Annotated in this window: 11 protein-coding genes and 1 tRNA gene; 8 read left to right on the plus strand and 4 right to left on the minus strand. The window is 42.4% G+C overall.

The window, feature by feature from the left end; translation table 11 throughout:
* Positions 1-36: 36 nt before the first annotated feature.
* The 3 genes from BLR32_RS16930 (at position 37) to BLR32_RS16940 (ending at position 5,010) form a co-directional block, all read left to right on the plus strand.
* The gene (locus BLR32_RS16930) at positions 37-2,970 is read left to right on the plus strand and encodes an nSTAND3 domain-containing NTPase (protein ID WP_089833836.1); all 2,934 of its coding nucleotides are present in this window, start codon (positions 37-39) and stop codon (positions 2,968-2,970) included.
* Between the two features lie 302 nt (positions 2,971-3,272).
* Positions 3,273-3,650: a hypothetical protein gene (locus BLR32_RS16935; protein ID WP_089833838.1), complete on the plus strand. Its 378-nt coding sequence runs from the start codon at positions 3,273-3,275 to the stop codon at positions 3,648-3,650.
* A gap of 13 nt (positions 3,651-3,663) precedes the next feature.
* Entirely contained in the window at positions 3,664-5,010 is a 1,347-nt protein-coding gene (locus BLR32_RS16940) for a hypothetical protein (protein WP_089833840.1), read from the plus strand.
* 185 nt (positions 5,011-5,195) lie between these two features.
* Here the strand turns inward: BLR32_RS16940 and BLR32_RS16945 are convergent.
* The 3 genes from BLR32_RS16945 to BLR32_RS16955 form a co-directional block, all read right to left on the minus strand.
* A tRNA-Leu gene (locus BLR32_RS16945) sits at positions 5,196-5,279 on the minus strand.
* A 70-nt stretch (positions 5,280-5,349) separates the two neighbouring features.
* Complete coding sequence (locus tag BLR32_RS16950; RefSeq protein WP_089834192.1) at positions 5,350-6,486, minus strand: glycoside hydrolase family 76 protein; 1,137 nt, start codon at positions 6,484-6,486, stop codon at positions 5,350-5,352.
* 168 nt (positions 6,487-6,654) lie between these two features.
* The gene (locus BLR32_RS16955) at positions 6,655-7,467 is read right to left on the minus strand and encodes a 2,3,4,5-tetrahydropyridine-2,6-dicarboxylate N-succinyltransferase (protein ID WP_089833842.1); all 813 of its coding nucleotides are present in this window, start codon (positions 7,465-7,467) and stop codon (positions 6,655-6,657) included.
* Positions 7,468-7,557: 90 nt separating this feature from the next.
* On the opposite strand from BLR32_RS16955, the gene BLR32_RS16960 reads away from it, so the two are divergent.
* The 5 genes from BLR32_RS16960 to miaA all read left to right on the plus strand — a co-directional run bounded on the left by BLR32_RS16960 (position 7,558) and on the right by miaA (position 12,320).
* Complete coding sequence (locus tag BLR32_RS16960; RefSeq protein WP_089833844.1) at positions 7,558-8,688, plus strand: glycosyltransferase family 4 protein; 1,131 nt, start codon at positions 7,558-7,560, stop codon at positions 8,686-8,688.
* A 3-nt stretch (positions 8,689-8,691) separates the two neighbouring features.
* Positions 8,692-9,261 carry an L-threonylcarbamoyladenylate synthase gene (locus tag BLR32_RS16965; protein ID WP_089833846.1) on the plus strand — a complete coding sequence of 190 codons (570 nt, stop codon included), beginning with the start codon at positions 8,692-8,694 and terminating at the stop codon, positions 9,259-9,261.
* 30 nt (positions 9,262-9,291) lie between these two features.
* Positions 9,292-10,725 (plus strand): CCA tRNA nucleotidyltransferase, encoded by a 1,434-nt coding sequence (locus BLR32_RS16970; RefSeq protein WP_176842318.1) that lies wholly within the window; start codon positions 9,292-9,294, stop codon positions 10,723-10,725.
* 123 nt (positions 10,726-10,848) lie between these two features.
* The gene (locus tag BLR32_RS16975; protein ID WP_089833850.1) at positions 10,849-11,424 is read left to right on the plus strand and encodes an IS1096 element passenger TnpR family protein; all 576 of its coding nucleotides are present in this window, start codon (positions 10,849-10,851) and stop codon (positions 11,422-11,424) included.
* On the plus strand, positions 11,424-12,320 hold the full coding sequence (miaA, locus tag BLR32_RS16980; protein ID WP_089833852.1) for a tRNA (adenosine(37)-N6)-dimethylallyltransferase MiaA: 897 nt from the start codon (positions 11,424-11,426) through the stop codon (positions 12,318-12,320). Before BLR32_RS16975 ends, miaA begins: the two co-directional genes overlap by 1 nt.
* Here miaA and BLR32_RS16985 read toward each other — a convergent pair.
* A complete protein-coding gene (locus tag BLR32_RS16985) occupies positions 12,310-13,869 on the minus strand; it encodes a hypothetical protein (RefSeq protein WP_089833854.1) in 1,560 nt (519 codons plus the stop codon). The genes miaA and BLR32_RS16985 overlap by 11 nt on opposite strands.
* Between the last annotated feature and the right edge of the window lie 32 nt (positions 13,870-13,901).

Below are 13,901 nucleotides of genomic sequence, written 5' to 3' on the forward strand. Positions count from 1 at the left end.
GATTTATTATGAAGTTATAATGTATTATTTAAACTTATGGCCCTTCAAAATCCCTTTTCTATAGAGGTAGTTAATTTAACTCAAAGAAAGCAATCAAGTTGTAGGATAATGATTTGCCAGTTAGAGTTCAAGGATTACGATTGGTCGAGTTCTTCTGGGCTATTTTTTCCAATATATAATGAGAAGATAGATATAAAAATAAATGAGCTTTTAAAGATCGCTAGGCATAACTCGGTTGATTTAGTAATTTTTCCAGAACTGTCGATTCCGGAAAAATTTATTGAAAAATTGCAAGAGTGGTCAAGGGAACAACGAATAATTATAATTGGGGGTAGTCATTATCACAAAACTACTCTGGGATTCATATCTAGATCTCCGGTGATAATCAACGGAAAGATATTTTTCACTGAGAAACTGACTCCAAGTCCTCTAGAGTTGTCCCCAATTCTTGGGGAAGGATTGATTGGAGGCCATAGGATAATAAAATTTACGAATACAGCAATTGGGAATTTTGCTGTGACAATATGTTCAGACTATTTGAGTGAGGAAATTAAAAGCAAGTTAGACCTAGAATCATTGGATATATTGTGTGTTCCCTCATTCCAAAAGGACTCAGATCTATATTATAGAAGGATGAATACGGATTGTGAAAACTCAAGAGAAGGATTATATATACTGTATTCGAATTTCTACGAAGAAAAGTATGGAGATGGTCACTCAGCCGTTTTTGGTATAATGGATAATCTATATACTCAAAAATTAAAATCTGCAAACCATACTGATTTGAATCCGGACAAAAAGATATTTCAGTTTAATCGAGAAACAAGCTATATGATTGCGGATATTAGCTTAGAGACAAAGCGACCATTCATTAACAGGAACATCTCTACGTCACCAAATTTTTATCTGATCTCGACGAATTCTACTTTTAAGAATAGTGAGCTTTCTTTTATCCAAAAGGTAGCTCATGATGACGAAAGATATAAAAGAATTGATGAACTGTTTGTTGCACCCTTGGAATATGAAGAAATATTAAAGACATTAGACCAAAAAAAAATAGTCTTCATTATCGGTGATCCGGGAATTGGAAAAACTTATACTGCCGCCAAAATATTAAAAGAACATTTTGAACAAGGTTATACTCCTATATGGTTCCCTGGATTGGAGAAAGAGGACCGTGAATCGCAAAACAAAATACTGACAGACTTTATACCTTCCGACAACCAAATCATTTACTTTGAAGATCCTTTTGGGAGGACAATTTTCGAAAGAAGAGACAGTATATTTCAGGTTTTTAGCCCTTTACTGGATAAATTATCATCTCTTAATTCAAAAATAATCGTTAGTTCAAGGAAGGAGATATTCGAACAATTTAGCAAGGAAAGCCTGTTGGAAAAAGAATTACTTCAGTTAAGAATAGAATTAAACATACGAAATCCTTCATATGACAGTAGTGGATTGATTTCTATATTTGATAAATTAGCATCTATTGCATGTGATTGGTATGACAAAGTTGATTTCCGGGAATCAGTATATCAGGCTGTTATGAGTGGAAGACTATCCACCCCTTTAGCGATTAGAGACTTGATATTTGTATCAAGGAATCTTAAATCTAAAAAAGATTTAGAGGAACATATTAATAGAAGAAATACAGGTCTAGTCAAAACTTTTGCTTTAGAAATTTTATCAGCTCCATTTTCGACTAAGTTGGTCCTCTTTTTGGTATATTTCTCAGGGTTCAAAGGTAAATCTTTCTTGTCTCAACTATTTGATGATGTAACTGATGCACTGGCAAAAAGTAGGTATACAGATATTATAGGGCTCTCTTTCAATTTAGAAATTAGATCTCAAGTCGGCTATCGCATTGAACAATTTGGCTATCTAAAATCCTCCTATAAGTTTTCACATCCCATTTATGAAGAGGCTCTTTCGACTCTATTGATATCGGACACTGATTGTGAAATCATAGCGAGGGCTATCTTTTATGAACTTATTAGAATTGAAACGAAAATAGCGTATGCTGTTGTAAATAAAATAGTTATAAAATATCCAGATGTTGCATTGTATCTTTTTAATTATATGCGCGAAATCAATATTTCGAGCAATGACGATACATTGAATGTGCTTTTAAGTCAGAAATTAATATCGACCTACACTAACACAAGAAATAGTGCGTATTTTGATTTGGCATTCCACTTTTATCCATTAGGGGAACTAGTCAAAAATATTAATTCACAATTTGTCGGATGGTATGACGTCGTTCAAAAAATTACATTGTGTCAACGATATCTGAATAATTCACCGGATGATTTTGATACTTCTGCAATTCAAAATATCAATTGGGCGTTCATTTTCTCGAACAAAGGAGATAGTTTTATCAATCCAAAAAAGTTGCTGAATTTCCTAATTATTTGTCATGCAATCAATCAGAAATCAATTTTAATCTTCTGGAAGATTAAGGGAAATACTTTTGTTAAGCGACTTTATATACTGCTTTTAATTGCATCAGATCGAAATCGCCTATATGATTTGCTGGAAGGACATCCCATTCAGAAGGAACTTAAAAGTTATGGTCAGATTCTAGAAGAAAGCGTGGGAATTAAAAGCAAAAATAAGTTAATGAGGAAAGTCATTTTTTCAGATTATCAATATCACGGTAAAATAACTGTTGATATTGGGGCAGCAATAGCAATATTAAATTTAAGGGCCAATCTTTTACCTATAGGTATTCTAAATGTTATTGGCGAGTTCTCTGAAGGTTCTATAATTGCTATTTTTGATGAAAGAAACGCTCTTATTGGTGTTGGGGTTAGCGAATTTTCCTCTAATGACCTAAAAAAAATAAAAGGGCATAATACCAGTGAACTACATGGCATACTGGAAAATAATCACTCCTATTTAGCTATTAGAAAAGAATTTTTACATAGACTATATCCAAAGCAGTTTAAGAAGTGGGTGCTAATTAAATAGAATTCAACTTGATCTTCGTTATCCCATATAAAAATATACAATTCCCAATGCTAGAAGTGTTATCGCCAGCGGTTAGATTCCATTCTAGGATTTTATTTAGCATTGCGCGTTTCAAATCCGGTTCGAATTGTGAGAAGAACTATTAATCTGACAGTCGGTTATCAATTATGCAAAGTTTTGCACTTGATTCGTTTGATGCTAACGCCATTGAGATTTAAGTTATAAATTATGTTGGAATAAAGGAAATACTTTCATGAAGTAACAAAAGAAATTCTTTATATTTATTGATATCATTTAAGAAGATGCCCCGAATTTTTAGTATTACTAACGATAATAAACAAGTTGAGAAGAAAGCCAATTTTTTTTCCGAATGGTTTCATTTATACACCACCAACCTGGGCATAAATCACCTGTTCGAACTTGAAAATCCATTGTCTCTGATTGATAAAATCATTTATCAGCTAGAAAATAACAGTCTTGATTATGCATTTCCTTATCTAAAAAATTATTTTTCCCATGAATATTTCATAAATGATATGTTTTTAGATACGTTTTTAACCTATGGCCCAGTTTCGAAAAAAGTGCGCAGCTTTTGCGTTCTTTCAAAAGTAGGAGAGTTCAAAACGTGGTATTCTGAAAATGGTGATGTTTTAGATTTTATTGAGGGTATTTCGAAATGATCTTTTTGAAAATATGTTTGAAAAATCGGTAAATAACATCATAAGTTTCTTGAAATGTGATCATGATCTAGACGTACACATTAATGACATCAAAGCCTATGTTCAAATATTCGTTTCTGAATATATATTCAGAGACAGAAGTATAAGTGATTTACGTGAAATGTTTAGCAGTTTATTTAGTAAGGATATAAACATTTTTCCGTTCCCAAAGGAAGTTATCAGCAAGGAAGATAGAGAAAAATTCATAAGGGAGAGAGATTTGGATAAACAATTTAAAGGGTTAGGTAATTTTCTCGCTCAAGAGCCTGATAGCTGTATTTTTTACTTAAAAGTATACGGAGCACATTTTGATAAAGATTTTTTGTTTAACTATGATAAAGTGACTTTTTATAGTAATGAACATGAAACATTTGAAGTAATAAAAGCTGAAGGGGTATCCTTTTTTAAAGACATCCATAAGTATTTTGTTGCGTCAGTAAAATTAAATTTCTTTAGCCAGTCTGTTGCGATTGAAGAGGCGAGGGGAATTATAAAAAAAGAACTCATTCACCTTTGTTTAAGTATAAAAAGGGAGTTGATAGTTGATAGCACCAAAAATTATCTTGTATCATATAGCGATGGTGGTAAATTATTTGAGGCTTGGAGTTCAGATCGGCTTATGAGGGATTTCGACTTGGAAATTCTTGAGGATCTAAATGACACCCCATTTATATTTTTGAAACGACATATAAATGATGCACAAAAGCATCTATTAGGTTTTGAGTATTTGTTGATGAATGCGCATGGTATGAATAGCATGCCAGATTATTGGCATTATTTAGAGACCTTATTGCAACTTGGAAATGATGATAGCAAAATTGACAAGATTATCGAGAAGGTTTCAACCATCGCTATAACTGAAGAGAAAAAGTTAAATGAGTTTATCCTTTACAATACACTCAATTCGACATTTAGGAGGTTCGACTTCCCTTATCACAAAACAAATTTTACTGAGGATGATCTAATTAGATTCTCCGAAGCATTTAAGGCGCGAAAAATGCCTAAAGAGGTCAAGACTTTCGAATATCCATTTATTAAGGAATTGATCAATTCGTGTAAAATGGAGAAAAGCCCTCAAAGTCTCAGGAAGTCACGAAAGTATTATGCCTCTATATTGAGAGAGGCATACGAGCAACGAAACTTTTTTCAGCATCAAGCTCTCGCTAATCAAAAATCCTTAATTAAGTTGCGACATACTTTTCCCTGGATAATTCAACGATTCCGTTGGGCTATCTTCGATGAAATTAGATTACACGACAAGGCTTCTTTTACTGAAGTAGTAGATATACTTTATAAAAAGGGAATTCAGCTTTGTAGATGATTTTGTAGCCATCCCGGAACTGCGGAACCTAACGTAATCCTTGGGCTGATAACTGATTTTTTCAGAAAACAAATTTCGAACCACGGAACCAAACGTCATCCTTGAGCTGATAAGCAGGCCCAGAAAGGATCTTGACCACCTTAAAAAGCAAAAGGTCGGAGATATCTCCGACCTTTCCGCTTTTGTGCCCAGAACTGGATTCGAACCAGCACACCCTTGCGAGCGCTGCGACCTGAACACAGTGCGTCTACCAATTTCGCCATCTGGGCAACTGTTTTCCGTGTCAGGGAGTGCAAAGGTAGACATTTCTCTCAATCTTCCAAATTTTTCTTAAAAATTCTAAAACAACCACACCCCGTTCATCATCGCCACCCCACAAGTCGTCTCAAAAGAATTGACGTAGTTGTCAGGAGTCCGGCGCCACCACTGGCCCCACATCAGACCATTGGAGTTGCGGTAAGCCCAGGCTTCGGCGGCGTTGTAATTAAGCCACGCGCCATAAGTGCTTTGTAAGCCCTGATCGCGGACGAACTTACAAGCCCAGCGTGCGAAGATAGCTTTGAACCCCTGGCAGTCGTCACAGTCATATTCATCCGGCAGAAGGCCTTGGGAATTGCACATATTCGTCTTCGTGTAGTCCATTGCTTTAGCGGCCATAGATTTGTAATTCCCGGAAGGGTAGGAGCTATGCAGCATACTACACGCGCCAATAAAAGTACCCTGTGTATAAGTACGGGCGCCTTCTGTAATCGTACCCGCGGCATTCATGGCGCCTTTTACCTCGCCGGAGCTGGAAACATAGAGTTTACTCACCATCCAGTCGATGATCATTTTGGCTTTATTCCGGTAGTTCACATCACCGGTAGCCTGATAGAGGTACATAGCGCAAATAGCCGCCGGCGCATTCACACAGGCGTTTTTAGTATTGTTGGCAGTTGTCCACCAAAGACCACCACCAAGATTCGTATCCCACGCGCGGTTCCAGACCATGTCAAAGTTGTTCTTCGCCATATCTTTCATACCACCATCGTTGGTGATCTGAAAAGCGCGGATGCACATCAGGGCGCCCCAGATCACGTCATCGTTGAAGGTATTGGAGCTCCATAAGAGACCGTAGGCATCCCGCATGCCGTTGTAGAGATAGATCATCTTATTCCGCAGATCAGCGTCGTTGTTGACTGTATACGCATCAATCAGCGTCTCAATAGCCTCCGCCGTCCTCCAGAAATCCATTCTGCCGGTACGGGTGACGTCTGAGTAGTAATAAGACTTGTAAGAAGGACCATAAGTGCCATACTGCACATAAAACGCATTGTTATAGCACTGCATCGCTAGCAAAGCTTCCGAACGGGTAGGCTGTGCAGAAGCGACGGTAACAACAGCTTTAGTGGCATCAGCAGGAGATAATTTTTCAGCATCTTTTTTCCCGCAGCTGGTCATAGCAAGGACAAAGAGCATTAACAGTGGAATTCTCATGTTTTTCATTTTTTATGAGTGAAGGGTTTTATAACGTGATTCGTGGAAACGTGGGTTTTCGATCTGCTACAATAACAAGACAGCCGGGAGCAAAAAATTCCTTACAGACAATAAAAAAAAGCCGCTCCCTGAGAAGGAAGCGGCTCTGAAAAACATATGCAAATAGGCTTAAACAGCTACATTGAATTCTCTCAGTGTGTCGTTCAGACTGGTTTTCAGGTCTGTAGATGCTTTACGCTGACCGATGATCAGTGCACAAGGTACCTGGTATTCGCCGGCAGGGAATTTCTTGGTGTAAGAACCTGGAATTACCACGCTGCGTGCTGGTACACGGCCTTTATATTCAACTGGTTCCGGACCGGTTACATCGATGATCTTGGTGCTCTTGGTCAGTACTACGTTAGCGCCCAGTACCGCCTCTTTTTCCACGATCACACCTTCTACCACGATGCAGCGGGAGCCTACGAAGCAACCATCTTCGATGATCACCGGACCTGCCTGCAGCGGTTCCAGTACGCCGCCGATACCCACGCCACCGCTCAGGTGCACATTTTTACCGATCTGCGCGCAGGAGCCTACGGTAGCCCAGGTATCCACCATGGTGCCCTCGTCAACATAAGCGCCAATGTTTACGTAAGATGGCATCAGGATAGCTCCTTTACCAATAAAAGCGCCGTAACGGGCTATAGCATGAGGCACAACACGTACGCCCAGATCCTTGTAGCGGGATTTCAGTTTCATTTTATCATAGAACTCGAATGGTCCGAGATCTATGGTTTCCATTGGTTGAATAGAGAAATACATTAAAATGGCCTGTTTAACCCATTCATTTACCACCCATCCGTTCTCTCCAGGTTCTGCTACTCTGCTCTTGCCTTTGTCTACAGCTTCGATCACACATTTTACAGCATCACTATATTGTGATTCCTGTAATAAAGCGCGGTTCTCCCAGGCTGCTTTTACTAGTTCTTTTAGCTCCATCGTTGAAATTTTTTACAAACATAAGGAAAACCTGTTAGTAGTTGCAAGCTGGGGGCGATTGTGTAACTTTACAGCCCTTTAAATGACGCTATGAATATTGCTTTTGACGCAAAACGGGCCTACCAGAATAATACCGGGTTGGGAAATTACAGCCGGACGCTGATTAGCTCCCTGGCAACGTACTATCCTCAGCATAATTATTATCTCTATGCGCCGAAGCTGACAGACATGTACACAACGGAAGCCTATTCTAACATGCAGCTTGTATTACCGGAAAAACGGCTGCACCGCTGGTTCCGCAGTGCATGGAGAAGCAAATATGTGGTAGGGGAACTGGAAGCGAAAGGCATGGACATCTACCACGGACTCAGTCATGAAATCCCGTTTGGCATTCACGAAAGCAGTGTGAAGAGCGTCGTGACCATGCACGATCTTATTTTCGAACGCTATCCCGGACAATACAATCCCATCGATGTACAGACCTACCGGAAAAAGGCGAAATATGCCTGTCAGTATGCAGATAAAGTGATCGCCATCAGCGAACAGACCAAACAGGATCTTATTCAGTTTTATAAAACTCCTGCGGAAAAAATAGAAGTTGTTTATCAGAGTTGTGATGAATCCTTTGCCCTTACACACGATAAAACACGTATCGGGCAGATGAAGGAACAGTATGGACTGCCGGCATCCTACTTTCTGTATGTTGGTTCCATTATTGAAAGAAAGAACCTGATGGGAATTCTGCAGGCCATGCTGCAGTTGAAAGAAGAGATAGACATTCCGCTCGTCATATTAGGCGGTGGCAGTAGTTATAAGAATAAAGCAAAAGCTTTTGCGCAGAAACATGATCTTGCTGACCGGATCATCTGGCTGAATGAAAAAGCCAGAATAGCCGACGCAGACGTACCATTATTATACCAGGGTGCGGAAGCATTGATATATCCCTCTATCTTTGAGGGATTCGGTATTCCCATCCTGGAAGCACTCTGGAGCCGTACACCGGTGATCACCTCTTCCGGTTCCTGCTTCGGAGAAACAGCCGGCGATGCAGCGCTGTATATCAATCCCCTGCAGCCGGCCACGATTGCAGATGCGATGAGGAAGGTACTGAGCGACCAGTCATTCGCAGCGGCAATGAGAACAAAAGGATGGACGCATGCACAACTGTTCAGCCGGGAAAAATGTGCTGCGGCCGTGATGAAGGTCTACGAAAGTTTATAAATTATGATTGATTTTGAAAATGATGTAACGGCATCCCTGCAGGTATTACGCACCGGGGGACTGATCCTCTATCCCACAGACACCATCTGGGGTATAGGTTGCGATGCGACCGACGAAGCGGCCGTTAGAAAAGTATTTGACCTGAAGCAGCGTCCGGAGGCAAAAAGCCTGGTCATTCTGCTCACAGAAGTACGGGACCTGTTGAAATATGTAGCACATACCCCTCCTGATATTGCGGATATTATCGCCGGGTTCGACCGGCCTACCACCGTCATTTATGAAGGAGCGCTTGACCTTGCTCCCAATGTGATCAACAGTGATGGTACCGTTGCCATCCGGATCGTACAGGATACTTTCTGCCGTCACCTTATCAAGCGCCTACGGAAGCCGCTGGTGTCTACTTCTGCAAATATCAGCGGACAGCCCTCGCCGGCATCCTTCGGGGACGTAGACGCGAAAATAAAAGAGGGGGTGGACTATGTTGTTAACTACCGGCAGGATGATATTACGCCCGCAACGCCCTCCCGCATTATTAAGCTCCTGAAAGATGGCAGTGTTCAGGTGATCAGATAAAAAAACTTACTTTTGCCGTTTTACTCATTTATGATCAGCAGAAAGCCTATAGATATTCCCTGTACGCTGCAGGAACGGAAAGTGTTGGAACAGATAGCCTTAGCGGCCCACGAACTGGGTACGCCCTGCTACCTGATCGGCGGCTTTGTGCGGGATAAAATACTGAACAGGCGTACCAAAGATATGGACGTCGTATGCGTGGGAGACGGTATCGCCCTTGCCCATAAAGTGGCTGAATATTTTGATAATGCGAAGGTTAGCTTCTTCAAAACCTATGGCACCGCACAGGTGAAATGGAATGAGCTGGAAATCGAGTTCGTCGGCGCCAGGAAAGAAAGCTACCGCCATGAATCCCGGAACCCTGATGTACAACCCGGTACCCTCAAAGATGACCAGCTACGCCGTGACTTTACCATCAACGCCCTGGCTATCAGCCTGAATGAGGAAGATTATGGCAGCCTGGTGGACCCCTTTGGCGGTATTGCCGATATCGAGGCAAAAATCATCCGTACTCCACTGGAGCCTGCACAGACATTCATAGACGATCCCCTGCGTATGATGAGGGCTATACGTTTTGCGTCACAACTCCAGTTTACTATCTCTGAAGAAGCTTTCAGAGGTATTAAGGAAAATGCAGAACGTATTAAGATCATCTCACAGGAGCGTATCACGGACGAACTGAATAAGATCATGCTGTCTCCGGTGCCTTCCGTAGGTCTCGACCTGCTCTATAAAGCCGGTATTATGAAAATCATACTGCCGCAGATGGTAGACCTGGTAGGGGTAGAAACGGTGGATGGAAAAGGACACAAGGACAATTTCTACCATACCTTACAGGTAGTGGATAATATATCCCGCAATACCAAAGACCTTTGGCTGCGCTGGGCCGCTTTGCTGCATGATATCGGCAAGCCAGCCACCAAACGCTTTGAGCCCGGACATGGCTGGACCTTCCATGGTCACGATGCGGTGGGAGGAAAGATGGTAACCCGTATTTTTACCAAGCTGAAACTGCCGCTACATGAAAATATGCGACTGGTAAAGAAGCTGGTGGAATTGCACCTGCGCCCGATCAGCCTTACCAAAGAGAATATAACCGACTCTGCTATACGCAGATTACTATTCGACGCAGGAGATGATATAGACGGCCTGATGATGCTTTGTGAAGCAGATATCACCTCAAAGAATAAAGCGAAAGTAAAACGTTACCTGGAGAACTTCGAACTGGTGCGCCAGCGCCTGAAAGAAGTGGAGGAGAGTGACCGTATCCGCAACTGGCAACCACCCGTTACAGGAGAATTAATTATGGAGACTTTCGGTCTTTCGCCTTCCAGAGCAGTGGGAGACCTGAAAAATGCTATCCGTGAGGCGATCCTGGATGGGGTGATTCCCAATACCTACGAAGCTGCCTACGCATTCCTTCTCGAAAAAGCGAAAGAGATGGATTTGACACCAGTTAAATAAAAATGTTAATTTAGTAGTGTTAATTAATGTTAACACTGCCTTTTTCAGGATCAGGTGTGAAGTTTGTTTATATTCCGATCTGATCCTGGAAATACCAGATTATTAATAAAATCCTTTATTGTCATGCCTGTTTTGAAATTCAGAGTTTACTGGGAAGAAGATGAAAGTGTGTACAGGGATATTTCCATTAAACCGGACCAGACATTTTTACAATTTCATCAAACTATTTTACAGTCATTCGAATTTGACAATAAACATAAAGCGACTTTTTTCCGTAGCAATGATAACTGGCAACGGGGCAGAGAGATCATTCTTGAACAGGATGGCGCTGCGCGTAAAGTAGAACCACTGTTAATGGAAGATACGCCTATTGCTGCAGCTGTAAAAACACCCAATCAGAAGTTCATTTACCTCTATGACTATGCGAAAAACTGGACATTCCTGGTAGAACTGATCGGTGTATCAAAAGATGAAAACTCCAAAGTAGCATATCCTTTCTGTACAAGGAAAGAAGGCTTAGCCCCCAGCCAGTACGGTACCAAAGGCCTCGTAGGCGACAAACTGGTGGAAATGGAAGAGAAATATGACCTCAACAAAGAAGGCATGAGTGAGGATGGCTTTGGGGAAGAAGGAGAGGAAGATAATACTGATTCGGACGAAGAAGCAGGCGAAGAGAACAGCAACGAAGACATGTATTAGTGAAGACCGTTATTATCATCGCAGGTCCCACGGCGGCGGGCAAAACGGCTAAAGCAATAGAAGTGGCTCAACACTTTGATACAGCCGTTATCTCTGCAGACTCCCGCCAGTGTTATCGTGAAATAAGTATAGGTACAGCAAAACCCAGTCCGCAGGAACTGCAGGCTGTTCACCACTATTTTATTAATTCCCATTCCATACGGGAGGAAGTGAATGCCGGTCTTTATGAAAGACTGGCATTGGACTATGCTGCCGAAGTCTGGAAAGACCGGGACGTTGTGGTGATGTGTGGGGGTACAGGCCTGTATATCAAGGCTTTCTGTGAAGGTATTGATAACATTCCCGCAGCTCCCGCTGAAGTCCGGTCTTCTATCCAGGAGCGCTATGAAAAGGAAGGCCTGGCCTGGCTGCAACAGGAAGTGCAGGAGAAAGATCCTGCGTTTTATGCGGTAGCAGAGATCCAGAACCCGCAGCGCCTCATGAGGGCACTGGAGGTGCTGTATACTACCGGCCAGTCTATTACCAGTTTCAGAACAGGTAATACGGTAAAACGGGACTTTAATATCATCAAAACAGCCATTACGCTTCCTAAAGAACAACTGCACGACAATATTACACGCCGCGTACACCAGATGGTGGCCGAAGGCCTGCTGGAAGAAGTACGGGCTGTGTTGCCTTACCGCAATCATAACGCCCTGCAGACCGTTGGATATAAAGAGGTATTTGATTACCTGGATGGTACACTGAGCTGGGATGAGGCGGTTGAACAGATCGTCATCCATACCCGCCAGTATGCCAAAAGACAACTGACCTGGTTCCGGAAAGACAAGGATTTCAGGTGGTTTGAAGCCGGCGAAGGCTTGCTGGAAGAAGTAGATCAGCTGATCAAAACCTGACCCCACAGGTCAGCGCCATTCTCGTCGTAACACTGGTGATCTGTGCTGCCGGCGGATTCACATAGCCATAATTGTTTGGTAATAGCTCGTAAGGCGTCTCCCGCCGCTGCTGATGTCCTCCTGTAATCAGCGAAAGATCTATATAATAGCCGTCATTAGCCTTATAGCCTACACCCCCGCTGTAATAAGTCCGGGTACCATCAATATTGCTGTCCTTATAAGGACTGCCATACCGGGCAAAGCCAAGCCTTAATGCATAGCAGAGATATTTCAGTTCTGCACCCGCACGAACGTTGTCGGCAGTGCGATAGGTAGCTTTTACCAGTTCACTGTTGTAGTGATTATCCAATGCATTCCCATATTTCAGCTTCATGGAACGATAGTCATCCAGCTCATAATCAACGCTGATGAACCCTTGTGGACGATCAGTATTGCCTCCTGTATTGAACAGTAACACGGCGCTGGCAGTAGCCTTCCAGGGCGTTCTGAGACTATAGTTGAGATTGTCTTTGTCCGATTGGGTGGTATCATCGACCATATAGACCGTAGATGCCGTTACCACACCGGCCGATTTGGTATCAGTCAGCATTTCCGTCTGATAGTCCTTATTCACCCCATACCAGGTGGGCGATTGCAGGGTAAGGCCCAGGTTGAGCGGAAGGACCGGTTTATAGATACCCCCTAATTTCAGATTGACGCCTATACCGTTTGTCGTAGTGGTTTGTGTTACCTTGAAATAGTTCAGGTCAGCATGCACCGGGTTGATATTCGTTTCTGTCCAGATGTTCTGCTGTCCCTGTTTGATAAAGTCAAAATTCATACTACCCCCGAGGAACAGCTTGTCACTGCGCTGCTTTCCGAACACAAGGGCCAGTTCTGTAACGCCTCCATGAGCAATGGTATGATTGGATTGATGCACCAGCACACTGTAGTCGTCCGCTTCAGCAGCAGACGTAAACTTATATTGATCGCCGTCCCTGTGGGGATTAATCAGGTAAGTCTGGTAGGCCAGGGTAGCGGTATGCCTGAGCGTTACATCCTCTCCGGCGGATAATAAGGCGTCAGGGTTTTTTACATGGGCATTGTCTGCCTGGATAAAATAGTTGAGCGACTGGGAGGAATTGGCGATGCTTCCCTGGTAGAATACATCGTCCCGGAAGTTGTTCGTCCTGTTTACGCCCATGGCAAAGACCAGGGGGCGCTCTTTTTCCTTGCTGCGTATCAGTAGGGTGAAATTGTCAAATTTCAGGCTTCCCTTTTTAGCATTGTCTTTATTGCCAAGATAAGTGTCGGTATTTTTAATGTGCTGATAGCCAATAGAAAAGGAAAGGTCATTATGCTGGAAAAAACCGGCGGCAGCAGGATTCACATAGATCGCAGCTATTTCCCCTCCCAATGCGCCTGTAGCGCCTCCGATGGCTTGTCCGCGGGCTGAGCCGACGGATATGTCGCTGCTGAATTTTAGTGCCTCCTGTAATGTTTGCGCGGTAACAGGATACGCCATCGCCGCTAAGGCAACAGCCAGTAATAGTGACAGTTTGTAAGTCATAGGTTTGTATAGCCGGCGCAAAAATAGAGAAA

The sequence above is a fragment of the Chitinophaga filiformis genome (assembly GCF_900102545.1).
Taxonomy (GTDB): domain Bacteria; phylum Bacteroidota; class Bacteroidia; order Chitinophagales; family Chitinophagaceae; genus Chitinophaga; species Chitinophaga filiformis.